At 72.0% G+C, this 16,338-nt stretch carries 14 protein-coding genes; 10 read left to right on the top strand and 4 right to left on the bottom strand.

The window, feature by feature from the left end:
* Positions 1–58: 58 nt before the first annotated feature.
* The gene (locus IE272_RS00920; RefSeq protein WP_050358139.1) at positions 59–898 is read right to left on the bottom strand and encodes a class I SAM-dependent methyltransferase; all 840 of its coding nucleotides are present in this window, start codon (positions 896–898) and stop codon (positions 59–61) included.
* A 409-nt stretch (positions 899–1,307) separates the two neighbouring features.
* On the opposite strand from IE272_RS00920, the gene rpsA reads away from it, so the two are divergent.
* Complete coding sequence (rpsA, locus tag IE272_RS00915; RefSeq protein WP_030593748.1) at positions 1,308–2,828, top strand: 30S ribosomal protein S1; 1,521 nt, start codon at positions 1,308–1,310, stop codon at positions 2,826–2,828.
* Between the two features lie 112 nt (positions 2,829–2,940).
* On the opposite strand, the gene IE272_RS00910 is transcribed toward rpsA, so the two are convergent.
* Positions 2,941–3,900 (bottom strand): right-handed parallel beta-helix repeat-containing protein, encoded by a 960-nt coding sequence (locus tag IE272_RS00910; protein WP_098892350.1) that lies wholly within the window; start codon positions 3,898–3,900, stop codon positions 2,941–2,943.
* 308 nt (positions 3,901–4,208) lie between these two features.
* On the opposite strand from IE272_RS00910, the gene IE272_RS00905 reads away from it, so the two are divergent.
* The 3 genes from IE272_RS00905 (at position 4,209) to IE272_RS00895 (ending at position 6,241) form a co-directional block, all read left to right on the top strand.
* On the top strand, positions 4,209–5,147 hold the full coding sequence (locus tag IE272_RS00905; RefSeq protein WP_007447502.1) for a PAC2 family protein: 939 nt from the start codon (positions 4,209–4,211) through the stop codon (positions 5,145–5,147).
* A 31-nt stretch (positions 5,148–5,178) separates the two neighbouring features.
* Positions 5,179–5,781: a dephospho-CoA kinase gene (coaE, locus tag IE272_RS00900; protein WP_050358141.1), complete on the top strand. Its 603-nt coding sequence runs from the start codon at positions 5,179–5,181 to the stop codon at positions 5,779–5,781.
* Between the two features lie 91 nt (positions 5,782–5,872).
* On the top strand, positions 5,873–6,241 hold the full coding sequence (locus IE272_RS00895) for a tetratricopeptide repeat protein (RefSeq protein WP_056706309.1): 369 nt from the start codon (positions 5,873–5,875) through the stop codon (positions 6,239–6,241).
* Positions 6,242–6,271: 30 nt separating this feature from the next.
* Here IE272_RS00895 and IE272_RS00890 read toward each other — a convergent pair whose 3' ends face one another.
* The gene (locus IE272_RS00890) at positions 6,272–6,610 is read right to left on the bottom strand and encodes a DUF6343 family protein (RefSeq protein ID WP_056707478.1); all 339 of its coding nucleotides are present in this window, start codon (positions 6,608–6,610) and stop codon (positions 6,272–6,274) included.
* Positions 6,611–6,783: 173 nt separating this feature from the next.
* Between IE272_RS00890 and IE272_RS00885 the strand changes: the two genes are divergently transcribed.
* The gene (locus tag IE272_RS00885; RefSeq protein ID WP_190006052.1) at positions 6,784–7,482 is read left to right on the top strand and encodes a class I SAM-dependent methyltransferase; all 699 of its coding nucleotides are present in this window, start codon (positions 6,784–6,786) and stop codon (positions 7,480–7,482) included.
* A gap of 42 nt (positions 7,483–7,524) precedes the next feature.
* On the opposite strand, the gene IE272_RS00880 is transcribed toward IE272_RS00885, so the two are convergent.
* On the bottom strand, positions 7,525–7,881 hold the full coding sequence (locus IE272_RS00880) for a hypothetical protein (protein WP_050358144.1): 357 nt from the start codon (positions 7,879–7,881) through the stop codon (positions 7,525–7,527).
* Between the two features lie 250 nt (positions 7,882–8,131).
* Here IE272_RS00880 and IE272_RS00875 point away from each other — a divergent pair, with 250 nt between their 5' ends.
* The 5 genes from IE272_RS00875 to IE272_RS00855 all read left to right on the top strand — a co-directional run bounded on the left by IE272_RS00875 (position 8,132) and on the right by IE272_RS00855 (position 16,114).
* Positions 8,132–9,112: a slipin family protein gene (locus IE272_RS00875; RefSeq protein ID WP_050358145.1), complete on the top strand. Its 981-nt coding sequence runs from the start codon at positions 8,132–8,134 to the stop codon at positions 9,110–9,112.
* A 169-nt stretch (positions 9,113–9,281) separates the two neighbouring features.
* The gene (locus tag IE272_RS00870; RefSeq protein WP_050358299.1) at positions 9,282–12,305 is read left to right on the top strand and encodes an SCO1167/SCO6262 family helicase; all 3,024 of its coding nucleotides are present in this window, start codon (positions 9,282–9,284) and stop codon (positions 12,303–12,305) included.
* The gene (locus IE272_RS00865; protein WP_190006051.1) at positions 12,302–13,654 is read left to right on the top strand and encodes an SWIM zinc finger family protein; all 1,353 of its coding nucleotides are present in this window, start codon (positions 12,302–12,304) and stop codon (positions 13,652–13,654) included. The genes IE272_RS00870 and IE272_RS00865 overlap by 4 nt, the downstream gene beginning before the upstream one ends.
* A gap of 43 nt (positions 13,655–13,697) precedes the next feature.
* Positions 13,698–14,429, top strand: a complete 732-nt coding sequence (locus IE272_RS00860; protein WP_050358147.1) for a DUF7873 family protein — start codon at positions 13,698–13,700, stop codon at positions 14,427–14,429.
* Between the two features lie 458 nt (positions 14,430–14,887).
* On the top strand, positions 14,888–16,114 hold the full coding sequence (locus IE272_RS00855; RefSeq protein ID WP_190006050.1) for an AAA family ATPase: 1,227 nt from the start codon (positions 14,888–14,890) through the stop codon (positions 16,112–16,114).
* Positions 16,115–16,338 lie beyond the last annotated feature (224 nt).

Raw genomic sequence — 16,338 nt, 5'->3', positions numbered from 1 at the left:
CCCCAGTGTCGTACGGGAGGGATGCCAGGGGTTCCGCGCGCCCCCGCCGGTCCGCGGGTCAGCCCCGCTCGCAGACGAAGATCGCCGTGCCCGGGATCAGGTTGCCGCGCAGCGGGGACCAGCCGCCCCACTCCTGGTTGTTCCAGGCGGGCCATTCCGGTTCCACCAGGTCGACCAGCCGGAAACCGCCCGCCACCACGTCCCGGACCCGGTCGCCCAGCGTGCGGTGGTGTTCCACATAGACGGCGTCGCCGCCCTCGTCCTGCTCCACATAGGGGACGCGGTCGAAGTAGGAGGCGGCGACGGACAGCCCCTCCGGTCCGGGCTCGTCCGGGAAAGCCCAGCGGATCGGGTGCGTCACGGAGAACACCCAGCGCCCGCCGGGCCGCAGCACCCGGTGGACCTCGCGGAAGACCCGCACCGGGTCGGCGACGAACGGCACCGCCCCGTAAGCGGAGCAGGCCAGGTCGAAGGACCCGTCCCGGAACGGGAGCCGGCCCGCGTCCGCCTCGACCAGCGGGACGTCCCCGCCGATCCGCAGGGCGTGCTGGAGCTGGCGGTGGGAGAGGTCGAGCGCGACCGGGCGGGCGCCCTGTCCGGCCAGCCAGCGCGAGCACTGGGCGGCTCCGGCGCCGATCTCCAGGACATCGAGGCCCTTCAGGGAGGCGGCCGGCCCCAGCAGGGCGGCGTCCGCCTCGTCCAGCCCTTCCGGACCCCAGACGAAACGGTCGTCCCCCAGGAAGCCGCCGTGATCGCTCTGGTACTCGTCGGCGTTCCGGTCCCACCAGCCGCGGCTGGCCCGGCTGCTCTCCGCCTCGTCCGCCGTGCGGCGCGTTGCTTCCGGCTCGGAGGGTCCCGCGAGTTCTGCGGAGTAGGTCCCGTGGATCTCTTGGCTCATCGTGCCCGTCGTTGTAGTTTGCCTTCACCCGCCGCGCGCGGTACGTACCAGGGGGCGCACCCCGGGGGTACGGACGCGCGTCCGCGGCGCCGTGCCGTATTGTTCTCGGGCCGATACGGCCTCGGAGAACACGAGTTGTGCCGGGATTGGGGCGATGTGCCCCGGGTGTGCGCCTTCGCGCATTGACCCTGTCCGGCTGCCCCCGTATGCTACAAGTTGCGCTGCGAGCCTGCGCGCCTCAGACCTAGCAGGCCGCGCTCGCGTCTGTTGCATGTCCCCTCGGTTGTCGAGGCGTCTCTCCGGAAACGGATTGCGCGCTTTCCAGGCTGTCCGGCTTCTGCAGAGGCGATACGGGCTTTCGGCGTAGCAGTACCTACGACTCTCTGTCCGTACCGGAGCCCTTTCCCACATGACGAGCAGCACCGAGACCACCGCCACCACTCCGCAGGTTGCGGTCAACGACATCGGCGACGCGGACGCGTTCCTCGCGGCGATCGACGAGACGATCAAGTACTTCAACGACGGCGACATCGTTGACGGTGTCATCGTCAAGGTTGACCGGGACGAAGTTCTTCTCGACATCGGTTACAAGACCGAAGGTGTCATCCCGAGCCGCGAGCTCTCGATCAAGCACGACGTCGACCCGAACGAGGTCGTCAAGGTCGGCGACGAGATCGAGGCCCTGGTTCTCCAGAAGGAGGACAAGGAAGGCCGCCTGATTCTCTCGAAGAAGCGCGCTCAGTACGAGCGTGCTTGGGGCACCATCGAGAAGATCAAGGAAGAGGACGGCATCGTCACCGGTACCGTCATCGAGGTCGTCAAGGGTGGTCTCATCCTCGACATCGGCCTCCGTGGCTTCCTGCCGGCGTCGCTCGTCGAGATGCGTCGCGTCCGCGACCTCCAGCCCTACGTGGGCAAGGAGCTCGAGGCCAAGATCATCGAGCTGGACAAGAACCGCAACAACGTGGTCCTGTCCCGCCGTGCCTGGCTCGAGCAGACCCAGTCCGAGGTTCGCCAGACGTTCCTCACCACCCTGCAGAAGGGTCAGGTCCGCTCCGGCGTCGTCTCCTCGATCGTCAACTTCGGTGCCTTCGTGGACCTGGGTGGCGTCGACGGTCTCGTGCACGTCTCCGAGCTGTCCTGGAAGCACATCGACCACCCCTCCGAGGTTGTCGAGGTCGGCCAGGAAGTCACCGTCGAGGTCCTCGACGTCGACATGGACCGCGAGCGCGTCTCCCTGTCGCTCAAGGCGACGCAGGAAGACCCGTGGCAGCAGTTCGCCCGGACGCACCAGATCGGTCAGGTCGTCCCGGGTAAGGTCACCAAGCTCGTTCCGTTCGGTGCGTTCGTCCGCGTCGACGAGGGCATCGAGGGTCTGGTCCACATCTCCGAGCTGGCCGAGCGCCACGTGGAGATCCCGGAGCAGGTCGTCCAGGTCAACGACGAGATCTTCGTCAAGGTCATCGACATCGACCTCGAGCGTCGTCGCATCAGCCTCTCGCTGAAGCAGGCCAACGAGTCCTTCGGTGGCGACCCGGCCTCGGTCGAGTTCGACCCGACGCTGTACGGCATGGCCGCGTCGTACGACGACCAGGGCAACTACATCTACCCCGAGGGCTTCGACCCCGAGACCAACGACTGGCTCGAGGGCTTCGAGGCGCAGCGCGAGGTCTGGGAGACCCAGTACGCCGAGGCGCAGCAGCGCTTCGAGCAGCACCAGGCCCAGGTCATCAAGTCCCGCGAGGCCGACGAGGCTGCTGCGGCCGAGGGCGCTGCTGCCCCGGCCGGCGCTGCTCCGGCCGCCTCCGGTGGCAGCGGTGGCGGTGGCGGCGGCTCCTACTCCTCGGAGTCGGCGGACAACTCCGGCGCCCTGGCGTCGGACGAGGCCCTTGCCGCGCTGCGCGAGAAGCTCGCGGGCGGCCAGAGCTGACGCTCTGACCCCGGCGGCTCATCGGCTGCGGTAGCTGTACAGCGGTAAGTGAGGCCCGTCCCCTTCGGGGGGCGGGCCTCACTCGCGTCTACGGGGGGCGAGGGCCGGGCGGTTACGGGGTGACGGCGATGTTGGTCAGACCCTTGCCGCCGGTGACCGTGTTGCTCGCGTACACGGTGGTGCGGCAACCGGAGCCGTTGTTGGTGACGTTGATGGCGAGTTGCTTGTCGCCGGTGGCCCCGGAGAGGTTCGAGGTGTTGTCGCGGAAGACGGTGCCGCAGCCCCAGCCGCTCTGCTGGGTGTGGGTCTCGTAGCCGTTGTTGGTGGTGCGCGAGCCCTTGTTGCCCTCGACCAGGACGTTGTTGCCCTTCACGTCGACCCAGGAGTCGTCGTAGTTGGCGCCGGTCAGCCCGTCGCCGTCGAAGGTGTTGCCGATGATCCTCGCGCCGGTCGTGCCCTCCTTGATGTCGATGCTCTCGCCGCCGACATCGGGGCCGATGGTGTTGTTGAGGATCTGCGCGTTGTCGCTGCGGTCGGAGAGACCGCCCGCCGAACCGACGTAGACGCCCTCGCCCATGCCGCGTCCGTTCTGCCCGGTGTCGTAGATCCGGGAGTTCTTCAGAACGCCGTCCTTGCTGGACGTGCGGAAGTGGACGCCCTCCATGTCGAGGTCGTGCACGGTCACCGAGTCGATCACGACGCTGTTCGCCGCGTCGGTCATGATGCCCTTCTGGCCGCCCTTGATCGTGACGCCCTGGACGGTCCAGTACGAGGCGCCGTTCAGGTGCAGGCCGTAGCCGCCGCCCGCGGTCAGGACCGCCCTGCTGGAGCCGGTGAGGGTGATCCGCGCCCCGGAGGATCCGGGCCGGGTGGCCTTGAAGTTCCCGGTGTACGTGCCGTCGGCGAGCCGGATCGTGTCCCCGGGGGAGACCGTGGTGAGCGCCGACTTGAGCTGGGCCGCGGTGCTGACGTCGATGACCGCGGCGTTCGCGGTCCCGGCGCCGGCCAGGGTGAGACCGCCGGCGGCCAGGGCGGCGGCGAGCAGGACGGTGAGGGGGGAGCGGGTGCGCATGGGGGTGCCTTCCCGTCGGAGGGGTCCGGATGTTCTCGCGCGGACAGCGGTTACGCTCTCGCGCGGTTCTTGTACATGAACGTGGGACGCGTGTCTGAACGTGTTGCCCAGTGACGGTAGGGACGGCGGCGGGGCGCGTCAAGGTCTGGACCAGGATCGGCGGGTGACGTCGGAGAGGCCGAACCGCTCGTGGGGCATGGGCGACTGACGCGCCGTGACCCACCCTCACCGGGGAAAGGCCCGGGCGCGGGGAATGCGCGTGCCGCCCTTCGTGTTCTTCCCTAGGAACACGAGGAGGAGCGGTAACCGTGCCTGATCCGCAGAGTTTGTACGAATGGGAGCCGAAGGGCCTGGCCGTCGTCGACATGGCGCTGGCGCAGGAGTCGGCCGGCCTGGTCATGCTCTACCACTTCGACGGCTACATCGACGCGGGCGAGACCGGCGAGCAGATCGTCGACGGGCTGCTCGAAACGCTGCCGCACCAGGTCGTCGCACGCTTCGACCACGACCGGCTCGTCGACTACCGCGCACGGCGTCCCCTGCTCACCTTCCGGCGCGACCGCTGGACGTCCTTCGAGGCCCCGACCCTGGAGGTGCGGGTGGTCCAGGACGCCACCGGAGCGCCCTTCCTGCTGCTGTCGGGCCCGGAGCCGGACGTGGAGTGGGAGCGGTTCGCCGCCGCCGTCGAGCAGATCGTCGAACGCCTCGGCGTCCGGCTCGCGGTGAACTTCCACGGCATCCCGATGGGCGTCCCGCACACCCGCCCCGTCGGCATCACCCCGCACGGCAACCGCACCGACCTGATGCCCGGCCACCGCAGCCCCTTCGACGAGGCCCAGGTGCCCGGTTCGGCCGAGGCGCTCGTCGAGTACCGGCTGATGGAGTCCGGCCACGACGTCCTCGGGGTCGCCACCCACGTCCCGCACTACGTCGCCAGGTCCTCCTACCCGGACGCGGCGCTGACCGCGCTGGAGGCGATCACCGCGGCGACCGGCCTCGTGCTGCCCGCGCTCGCGCACTCCCTGCGCACCGAGGCGCACCGCACGCAGACCGAGATCGACCGGCAGATCGGCCAGGGCGACGAGGAGCTGGTCTCCCTCGTCGAGGGCCTGGAGCACCAGTACGACGCCGTCGCCGGTTCCGAGACGCGTGGCAACCTCGTCGCCGAGCCGGTCGACCTGCCGTCCGCCGACGAGATCGGCCGCGAGTTCGAGCGCTTCCTCGCCGAGCGGGAGGGCGAGAGCTGAGCGCCGCCGCCCGGCCCGTAGGCTGCGGCCCATGCTGAAAGTGGGCCTGACCGGCGGCATCGGCGCCGGCAAGAGCGAAGTGTCGCGGCTGCTCGTGAAGTACGGCGCCGTCCTGATCGACTCCGACCGGATCGCCCGTGAGGTCGTCGAGCCCGGGACTCCCGGACTCGCGGCCGTCGTCGAGGAGTTCGGGCCGGGCGTGCTGACGGCCGAAGGCACCCTGGACCGCCCGGCGCTCGGAGCACTCGTCTTCGCCGACGCCGGGCGGCTGGCCGCGCTCAACGCGATCGTGCACCCCCTGGTCGGCGCCCGCGCGGCCGAACTGGAACGGGCGGCCCCCGAGGACGCCGTGGTCGTCCACGACGTCCCGCTCCTCACGGAGAACGGGCTCGCCCCCTTCTACGACCTGGTCGTGGTCGTCGACGCCACCGCCGAGACCCAGCTCGAACGGCTCGTCACGCTGCGCGGAATGACGGAGTCCGACGCCCGTGCCAGGATGGCCGCACAGGCGACCCGCGACCGGCGCCGGGCCGTCGCCGACCTGATCGTGGACAACGACGGGCCGCTGGAGGCCCTGGAACCGCAGGTCCGCACGGTCTGGGACGAGTTGGTCCGCAGGGCCGCCGCCCGCTGAGTCCGCGTACGGGACGCCCCGGCCGGACGTACCGGAATACCGGCTCCGGGGCGGACGTTGGAAAGCCGCGAGGGAAGGGAAGGATGCGACCGTGCCCGAGAGCAATCCGCAGACCCACGTGATCGACTTCCGTGCGGCCGAGCAACTGCTCGACGCCCGGGACCCCCGGGGTGCCGTCAAGCTCCTCGACTCGGTGATCGCCGCGCATCCGGAGAACACCGCCGCCCGGCTGCTCCGGGCCCGCGCCTTCTTCGCCGCCGCCCAACTGCGCCCCGCCGAGCTGGAATTCGAGCTGGTGCTGGAGCGCGAGCCGGACAACGCGTTCGCCCACTTCGCGCTGGCCCGCACCTTCGAGCGGGCCGGCCGCCCCGAGCAGGCGACCCGGCACTTCCGCCTGGCGGCGGCGCTCGACCCGAAGCCGGAGTACCTCCGCGCCGCGAAGTTCGACGAGCGGGCCTGACCGACCGGGCCGACGACGGCCGGACACCCGCTAGGGGCGTCCGGAAGAAGGACCTGCCCACCCTCCGTTCCTCCCGCGGCCTTCCGCGCCGGGCCCCGGGCGCGGACGGCCGTCGCCGTGGTCCGGCTCGTACGGCGGGATGTCACGGCCCGGCTGGTAGTGCGGGCCCTGGCGCATCCGGTACGTGATCACGCAGAGGTCCAGGATCGCGAGCAGCAGGACCACCGCGCAGGCCGCCGCCCAGCCCGGTCGCCCGGTCAGGGAGAACGCCACCAGGCCGAAGAGGGCCCAGAGCATGCCCCACAGGCTCAGCCAGAGCCGCATCCGGAGCGGACTGCGAGCGGTCGCGGGTTCACTGCCGGTACGCATGGCGATCACCTCACTCCACCAGCATGGACCCGTCCGGCGGCGTACGGAACAGAACGCGGCGCACGGGGGAGGGACAGGAGTACGGCCGGGGAGGGTCGCTACGCTGCGGGCCCCGACGCTGACCCGGTGTGACGGTCGGGGAACCTCGCTCGGTGACGGCTCGTTCGTCCTTCATGAGCGAATCACTGGTACGCGAGGGGTACGAGGGGACCGGTCCCGGAGCCATCACGCCGGACGGGTGCGCGGTCGAGCTGTATCGCAGACTGTCCGTCGGCGACGAGCCGGACGTGATCGCGGGCGTGGCCCCCGCCGGGGCGAGCATTCTCGAACTGGGCTGCGGGGCGGGCCGGGTGACGCACCCGCTGGTGCGGCGCGGGTTCAGCGTGACGGCGGTGGACGAGTCGCCGGAGATGCTGGAGGAGATCGTCGGGGCGCGCAGGGTGCGCAGCCCCATCGAGTCGCTGGACCTGGGCGGCGAGCGGTTCGACGTGGTGCTGCTCGGTTCCTTCCTGGTCCACGCGGGCGAGCACCGGGTGCGCGACGGGATGCTGCGCGTCTGCCGCGACCATGTGCGGGACGACGGGATCGTCCTCGTCCAGCGCGAGGGAACGGCCCACCGCTCGGAGCTGCCGTGGGAGCGGACCGATCCGTCCGGCGGTCTGATCCGGATCGTCTCCGCGGATCCGGTGGGCGACGGCGTGCGCTCGGTGCGCGCGGAGTATCACTTCGACGACGCGCGGTGGACGCAGACCTTCCTGTCGCGGGAGCTGTCCGACGAGGACATCGCCCGGCATCTGGCGACGGCCGGACTCGCATGGGACCGCACCCTCACCGACGACGGCACCTGGCTGCTGGCCCGCCCCGTGCTCTGACCGGTCGTGGCCGGCCGGCTCCCGCCGCGCCCGCCCTGTCGCTCAGTGCACGAAGCTGTAGCTGCGCCACGGCCCGCTGCCCGGCGCCGTCACATCGCTGAACCTGGTCGGTACGTACGTCGTCCTGCCGCCCGTGCAGTCACGTGTGCGGTACAGGATGACGTCGACCAGCGTCCCGTTCTCCACCTCGTGGGCTCCCGCCGGGGCGATCCGGTGGCAGCCGCGTACCGACGGGCTGTTCACCTGCAGCACCGCTTCCCGCCCCGTCGTGTACGTCACCGGGCCCACCGCGGTGCGGCCGAGCCCGGAACAGCCCGAGACGGCGAGGGCGAGGAGCGAGGCTCCGGCGGCGATCCCGAGACGGCGTCGGCGGCGGGGAACGGTGGCGGTCACGGACATGGGCGGGTCCTCGTCTGCTCGTCCGGTGCTCGTCCGGCGATTCGGTACGTCGGGAAGACGTGCTGGCGCTGGCCACCCTGCCCGCCCGGGGCCGCCCCGGCATCCGGTGCGCGGCCGACCGGGCGAGCCGCGGTGCGACGGAGGTTCGCCATACCCCCAAATAGGGCATAAATCCATAAAGAGTGCTATGCCGTAATGGGTGTTCCGCGGTCACGCAGGTGTCCGCTCCCCTTCCTTCCAGGGGGCCGTCATGGTTCAGGAACTAGTGATCGCCTTGGTGGCGGTGCTCTGCGCCGGAGCGCTGTACGTGGCCTCGGCGGCGCGGGTGATCCGGCAGTACGAGCGCGGTGTGGTGCTGCGGCTCGGCAGGCTTCGGGAGAACGTGCGGCTTCCGGGCTTCACGATGGTCGTGCCGGGGATCGACCGGCTGCGCAAGGTCAACATGCAGATCGTCACCATGCCGGTGCCCGCCCAGGACGGCATCACCCGGGACAACGTCACCGTCCGCGTGGACGCCGTCATCTACTTCAAGGTGGTCGACCCGACGAACGCCGTCATCGCGGTGGAGGACTACCGGTTCGCCGTCTCGCAGATGGCCCAGACCTCCCTCCGGTCGATCATCGGCAAGAGCGACCTGGACGATCTGCTGTCCAACCGCGAGAAGCTGAACCAGGGCCTGGAGGTCATGATCGACAGCCCGGCGGTCAGCTGGGGCGTGCAGATCGACCGGGTGGAGATCAAGGACGTCTCGCTCCCGGAGACCATGAAGCGGTCCATGGCCCGCCAGGCCGAGGCCGACCGGGAGCGGCGCGCCAGGGTGATCAACGCCGACGCGGAGCTCCAGGCCTCGAAGAAGCTGGCACAGGCGGCCGGCGAGATGTCCGCCCAGCCCGCGGCGCTCCAGCTGAGGCTGCTGCAGACCGTGGTCGCCGTCGCGGCGGAGAAGAACTCCACGCTGGTGCTGCCCTTCCCGGTGGAGCTGCTCCGGTTCCTGGAACGCGCGCAGCAGCAGCCGGCGGTGGAGGGGGCGGACACCGGACGGACAGGGCGGCAGGCGTCGGTGAACGGCGCCACCGCGCAGCCCCCGTCGTCCTCGGGGAACGGATCACCGCTCCCGGAGGCGGAGGCGCCGCTTCCCGGAACGCGGACCTCCGAGGAACCGGCCGTACCGCCCGCCCCGACGCCCCCGGCGGCCCCGTCCCCGGCGGAGCAGCCGTTCGCCCATCACTGAGCGTGGCGGTCCACTCGCGGAGCAGGACGCGCGCCCGCTCGATTCCGACGCCGCTGACCTGGGGTGATGCGGTAGGCGTCCGCAGTGTCAGACCTCCCGCCTAGACTCGCGGAGTCAGCACATTCCGTGCCGACGGAGACCGTGGATCAGGTGGGAGGGGGTGGCGGACATGACGGCACGGACCCGCGAGGGCGAGCCGTGGGACACCGAGGACACGTCCCGGACCGCCGACGCCGGACGCCTGCTGCGCTGCGCGGCGGTCTTCCTGCCCGGTCCGGTTCCCAGGGACGGCCGCATCGCCTTCTGGGACCCGCTCGCGGACGTCGGCCCGTGGCACGACGACGCCGCGCAGGGGCGGAGCGGGACGCCCTTCGGGTACGCGGAGACCCCCGGTCGTCCCGACTCCGTCCCGTACACCACCGCCCGGCTCACCGTCGTCCGGCCGGACCCGGCGGCGGGCCCCGGGAGCGTCCGCGCCGTCGCGACGCCCGCGGCGCTGTTGTCCGTGGCCGACGCGCTCCCCCTGCTCGTCCGGGCACGTCATCAGGGCTCCGCCCACCCCGCCACCCGCTGCTGGGGCGCGGCCGCTCTGCACGCCCTTCAGCTCGTCGCCCGAGGCAGGCTCCTCCCCGGACTCACGGCGGACGGTCACGACGCCTGGCGGGCGGGCCCGAGGGACGCCGAGGACGTCGCGCACCTCCGGGCGGTCGCCGCTGCCCTGCCTCCCGAGGGCCACGCGGCGCCGGTCCCCGGTTCCGAGCCGCCCCGGCTCCCCGACCCCGAGGCCCTGATCGGGTCGTTCCTGGACGCCGTCGCCGACACACTGCCGCGCACACCCGCCGCCGCGTTCGCGATGGGCGCGCCGTTCGCCGCCCGCGAGGCCCAGCATCTGCCCCATGCCGCGGCCTGGGCCGTGGAGGTCGCCTCGGGGCTGGACGCGGGCGTGCGGGTCTCGCTGCGCCTGGACCTCTCCGCGTACGAGCTGTTCGACAGCGCCGACACCTACGCGGTCACGGCCGCCCGCGAGGAGGCGGAGACCGACGGGGAATCCGCGCCGCCGGAGCACCCGGACGACCCGGCGGCCCGGCACGCCGCCGCTGCCGTCGTCCAGGTCCACAGCCTCGCCGACCCGACCTACGTCGTGGACGCCGTCGCCCTGTGGAACGGCGGGGCGGGCGAGCCGTTCGGCCCGCGTGCCCGGGTCGACGCGGTGCTGGCGCTCCGCCGCGCCGCCCGCGTCTGGGCCCCGCTGGAACGACTGCTGGGGCAGCCCGTGCCCGATGTGCTCGCGATCACCGAGGACGAGCTGTACGAGCTGCTGAGCGACGCGGGATCCCGGCTGGCCGCCGCCGGGGTCGAGGTGCACTGGCCACGCGAGCTGGCCCGTTCCCTCACCGCGGCCGCCGTCGTGCGGCCCGCGCCCGGATCGGCCACCGACGGCACGTCCTTCTTCGACGCCGAGCACCTCTTCGCCTTCGACTGGCAGCTGTCCCTGGGGGAGGAGCGGCTGACCGAGGCCGAGATGGACACCCTGGCCGAGGCCCACCGCCCGGTGGTGCGGCTGCGCGACCAGTGGGTGGTCGTCGACCCCGCTCTCGTACGCAAGGCGCGCAAGCGGGAGCTGGGGCTCCTGGATCCGGTGGACGCGCTCGCCGTCGCCCTCACCGGCAGCGCGGAGGTGGACGGCGAGCGGGTGGACGCCGTCCCCGCCGGGGCGCTGGCCGCCCTCCGTACGCGGATCCTCAGCCAGGACGCCACGATCGCGGCCCCGCCCGGCCTCGACGCGACCCTGCGCGACTACCAACTGCGCGGCCTGGCCTGGCTGGACCGGATGACCTCGCTCGGGCTCGGCGGCTGCCTCGCCGACGACATGGGCCTCGGCAAGACGATCACCCTCATCGCCCTCCATCTGCACCGGGCGCACCCCTCGCCCACCCTGGTGGTCTGCCCCGCCTCCCTCCTCGGCAACTGGCACCGCGAGATCAACCGCTTCGCCCCCGGCGTCCCCGTGCGCCGCTTCCACGGCACGGACCGGACCCTGAGCGACCCGGACGGCGGCTTCGTCCTCACCACCTACGGGACCATGCGCTCCAGCGCGGCCCGGCTCGCCGAGCAGAGCTGGGGACTGGTCGTCGCCGACGAGGCGCAGCACGTCAAGAATCCGCACTCCTCCACGGCCAAGGCCCTGCGCACCATCCCCGCGCCGGCCCGGGTCGCCCTCACCGGCACCCCCGTCGAGAACAACCTCTCCGAGCTCTGGGCGCTCCTCGACTGGACCACTCCCGGACTGCTCGGCCCGCTCAAGGCGTTCCGGGCCCGGCACGCCCGGATCGTGGAGAACACCGGCACCGCCGCGGGCCTGGGCAACGAGGAGGCGGTGGAGCGGCTGTCCCGGCTGGTCCGGCCCTTCCTCCTGCGACGCAAGAAGTCCGACCCCGGCATCGCCCCCGAGCTGCCGCCCAAGACGGAGACCGACCACCCCGTCTCCCTCACCCGTGAGCAGGCCACGCTCTACGAGGCGGCCGTCCGCGAGACGATGGCGCAGATCGAGGCGGCGGAGGGCATCGCCCGCCGGGGACTCGTCATGAAGCTGCTGACCTCGCTCAAGCAGATCTGCAACCACCCGGCCCAGTATCTGAAGGAGGAGCCCACGCGGCTCACGGGCCGCTCCGGCAAGCTCGCCCTCCTCGACGAGCTCCTCGACACGATCCTGTCCGAGGACGGCTCCGTCCTGATCTTCACCCAGTACGTGACGATGGCGAAGCTCCTCTCCGCGCACCTCGCCTCCCGCGCGATCCCCTCCCAACTCCTCCACGGCGGAACGCCGGTGGCCGAGCGGGAGCGGATGGTGGACCGCTTCCAGTCCGCCGAGGTCCCCGTCTTCCTGCTCTCCCTCAAGGCGGCCGGCACCGGGCTGAACCTGACCCGCGCAGCCCATGTCGTCCACTTCGACCGCTGGTGGAACCCCGCCGTGGAGGAGCAGGCCACCGACCGGGCGTACCGGATCGGCCAGACCCAGCCCGTGCAGGTCCACCGGATCATCGCGGAGGGCACGGTGGAGGACCGGATCGCCGAGCTGCTGGAGTCCAAGCGGGTCCTGGCCGACGCGGTGCTCGGCAGCGGCGAGAGCGCCCTGACCGAGCTGAGCGACCGTGACTTGGCGGACCTCGTATCGCTGCGGAGGCCCGCGTGAGCCCGCGCCCGACCACCGGTCCGGCCGCCCGGAGAGCGGCGCCCCGCGCCCGGCCCGGCCCGGACGATCTGCGGCGCACCTTCGAGGCGGTGCCCGCCCGCACCTCCGCCGAGGGCGAGCCCTTCGCGGCCAGCTGGTGGGGCCGGGCCTGGGTGGACGCGCTGGAGTCGCTGTCGATGGACGAGGCCCGCCTCGCCCGCGGCCGTGCGTACGCCGACGACGGCCAGGTCGCCGCGATCACCGTCACCCCCGGCCGGATCGTCGCCTATGTGCACGGCAGCCGGGCCCGCCCCTACCGCGCCGAGCTGCGGCTGCGCACCTTCAGCGACCCCGGCTGGGACACCCTGCTCGACGCGGTCGCCGCCCACCCCGGCCATCTGTCCGCGCTGCTGGCCAAGGAGATGCCGCACTCCCTGGCCCACACCGCCGAGGAGGCCGGGGTCCGGCTGCTGCCCGCCGCCGACGACCTCGACCCCAGCTGCACCTGCCCCGACCACGGGCGGCCCTGCAAGCACGTCGCCGCCCTCTGCTTCCAGACGGCCCTGCTGCTCGACAGCGACCCGTTCGTCCTGCTGCTGATGCGGGGCAGGGGCGAGCGCGAGCTGCTGGACGAGCTGGGCCGGCGCAATGCCGAGCACTCCGCCCGCGAGCGCCCCGCCGCCCCCGCCGTCCCGTCGGTCGGGGCCCGGGAGGCATTCGCCGCCCGCTTCCTGCCCCCGCTCCCGGCGCCCCTTCCCGTACCGCCGCATCCCGGCCAGCCACCGTCGTATCCGGATCTGCCCGGGGCCCGCGACCCGTTGGGCCTGGACCACCTCGCCACCGACGGCGCCGCCCGCGCCCACGCCCTGCTGACCACGGGCCGTGACCCGCTGGCCGGGCTCACCCCGTGGCAGGACGCGGTCCGCCTCGCCGCCGCACGGCCGACCGCCGGGCTCACCGCCACCACCCGCGCGCTCTACCGGGAGCTGGCCTACGCCACCGGCCGCACCACCACCGACCTCGCCCGTGCCGTCGCCGCCTGGCGGCAGGGCGATGCCGAGGGTCTCGCGGTCCTGGAGACGCCCTGGGACCCGCCGGCCGGTCCCTTCGACCGGGCCAGGCCCGCGCTCGCCGCCGCCGACTTCCCGCGCTTCGCACCCTGGCGCAACCACCTCACCCACCCGGACGGTTCGCTACAGCTCCGCTTCGGCCGCGACCACCGGTGGTACGGCTACGAATCCGATCCCGGAGCCGACGACTGGTGGCCGCGCGCCGCCCCGGACCCCGACCCGGTGTCCGCCCTCGAAGCCCTGCTGGCCGGCGACTCCGTCCCGGACACCTCCGGGACCGATCCTCTGTACGTACGGTAAAACCCTTGGCCAGAGGGGAGTTGCCCCTGTTAGCGTCCTCGACGTGGCGAAACTCAATCAGATCATCGCAGTGGAGAAGGGCGTCAAGTCCAAGGCACACCAGGACCTGACGGCGGCTCATCACGGCCTCCAGAAGACCGGACTGCTGGCCGGGATCTCCCGGACCTACCAGCCCAAGGACGAGGAGGGCGAACAGCTCCCGCCCGAGTCGACGCTCGTCCAGGTCAAGGCCGAGGACGTGCTGCGGGACACTGCGGTCACGCTGACCCGGCTCTTCGATGTGACCGCCACGAAGGACTGGGCGAACTGCACGGCCAGGGCCGATGTGAAGGTCGACGGCCGGGTGCTGGTGAGCGAGGTGCCGGTGTCGTATCTGCTCTTCCTGGAGAAGCAGCTGACCGACCTCAACACCTTCGTCCGCAAGCTGCCCGTGCTGGACGCGGCCGAGGCCTGGGTGCAGGATCCCTCGACCGACTCCTGGAAGACCGAGCCGGTCCGCACGGTCCGCACGAAGAAGGTGCCCCGCAACCACGTGAAGGCGGAGGCCACCGAGAAGCACCCGGCGCAGGTCGAGGTGTACTACGAGGACATCCCGATCGGGTACTGGACGACGGTCAAGTTCTCCGGGGCGCTCCCGGCGCGACGCGTCAACGAACTGCTGGACCGGATCGAGAAGCTCCAGCAGGCCGTGAAGTTCGCCCGCGAGGAGGCCAACGGCGCGGAGGTCACCGACGAGCGGGTGGGTGATGCGGTATTCGGTTACCTCTTCGGGTGACCGACCATGGATTCCCCGGCCGCCGTCTCCGGTGGCCGGGGTGCGCGAGGAGCGCAAGCTGAAACTGAGGCTTGTCGTGAAGGCGCGGTTCCAGTGGAGGTTCGACTCCTCCCTCCGGCACGGGCCGGAGTAGCCCAAGCAGGCAGAGGCAGACCGCCGTCAATCTCAGACTATTGCTCCAGACTCAGCATTCGCCGCCGATCGCCGGATCGAACGGGCCCGGGCCCGCGCGCGTCGAAATGCCGGTTCAAGTCCGGCCCGCAGAGCTTCGATCTGCGGTGGTCCAAAGGCAGGACGCGACGACATCAGACTGACCCGGATCCTTAAACGTGCCGGCGTGCCCGATGGGCGGCACACTCAGGGCCCGGAGGCCGGCTACGCCTCCGGGCCCGCTCCCGTCCCCGGGACGGGCGGGGACCCGGAGCCTCCCTGCGGGGGCACCGGACCCGCAGGGCACAATGCGGGACGTGCTAGGTACAGACGTGCAAGGTGCAGGGGACGCGCAGTCCACAGCCGCCCGGCTGCGGAAGATCTGTGACGAGGTGTCGGACCGCTTCTACGAGCGGGCAGACGTGGTGCGCACCCTCGTGGTGGCGCTGCTGGCCGGACAGCACTCGCTGGTGCTCGGCCCGCCCGGAACGGCGAAGTCCGAGATCGCCCGGGAGCTCACCGGCAGGGTCGACGGGGCCGCCTACTGGGAGATCCTCCTGTCGAAGTTCACCGCGCCGACGAGGATGTTCGGCCCCGTCGACGTCGCCGCGCTGACCCGCGGCGAGTACCGCCAGGTCTACGAGGGCCGCGCCACGACCGCGCACGTCGCGTTCATCGACGAGATCTTCAAGTGCTCGACGGCGGCGCTGAACGAGACCCTCGGCTACCTCAACGAACGGATCTACCACCCCGAGAGCGGCGGGGAGCCGATTCGCTGCCCGCTGATCGGCGCCATCACGGCGAGCAACGAACTGCCCACCGGGGAGGACACGGCCGCGATCTACGACCGGCTGCTGGTGCGGATCGAGGTCGGATACCTGGCGGACCCGTCGAACTTCGCCGCGCTGGTCCGCTCCGCCGTCGGCCGACCGACGGCCCCCGTCCGTACCACCGTCGAACTGGTCGCGTTGCAGGAAGCGGTGACCCGGACCGTCCCGGCCGTGGCCGTCCCCGACGCTGTCGTGGACGCGGTGTGTGCGCTGCGCGCGGCCCTGCGCCGCAAGGAACTCGTCGCCTCCGACCGCCGCTGGCGGCAGGCGGTGGGGCTGCTCCAGGCGTCCGCGTACCTCGACGGACGCCCGGCGGTCGCCGAGACCGACCTGACCGTGCTCACGCACGTGCTGTGGGACTCCCCGGCCCAGCGCCCCACCGTCGAGCGCGAGGTGCTGCACCTGGTCAACCCCGACGCCAAGGAGGCGCTCGACCTGGCCGACGCCCTCGACGAGCTGGAGGCCCAGCTCGACGCCATGGCAGGACAGTCCCGCGAGGCGCTCAGCGACTGGGTCATCAAGAAGGCCCACAACAAGCTCGCCACGGCCGGCAAGCGGCTGGAGCACCTGCGTGCCGAGGCGGCCGGCGCCGGCCGCTCCACCGCCGCCATCGACCGGGTCACCGGCCGCCAGCGCGCCGTCCGCGCCCGTGTTCTCACCGAGGCGCTCGGCATGGACGCGAGCATGGTCCAGGACCGGCTCTGACCGCCGGGAGGGACAGCGGCACGGGCACGGACCCGGCCGCCCTCGACGCACTGGCGGGCCGGGCCCGGACGTGGCTGGGGCACTCCACTGCCGAGCGGTGCACAGGGGTCGTCCTCGCGGACCGGTTCGAACGGCTCACCTGGCGCGACACCTGCGAACAGTCCGAAGGGCTGCGCGAGCTGGCCCGGGAGCTGGGCGAGCGTCACGACCACGCCGCCGATCTC

The organism is Streptomyces anulatus, assembly GCF_014650675.1.
In the GTDB taxonomy this organism is placed as follows: Bacteria; Actinomycetota; Actinomycetes; order Streptomycetales; family Streptomycetaceae; genus Streptomyces; species Streptomyces anulatus.
Note: the sequence above shows the minus strand (reverse complement) of the source record. Positions and strands in the feature narration are given on the sequence as shown.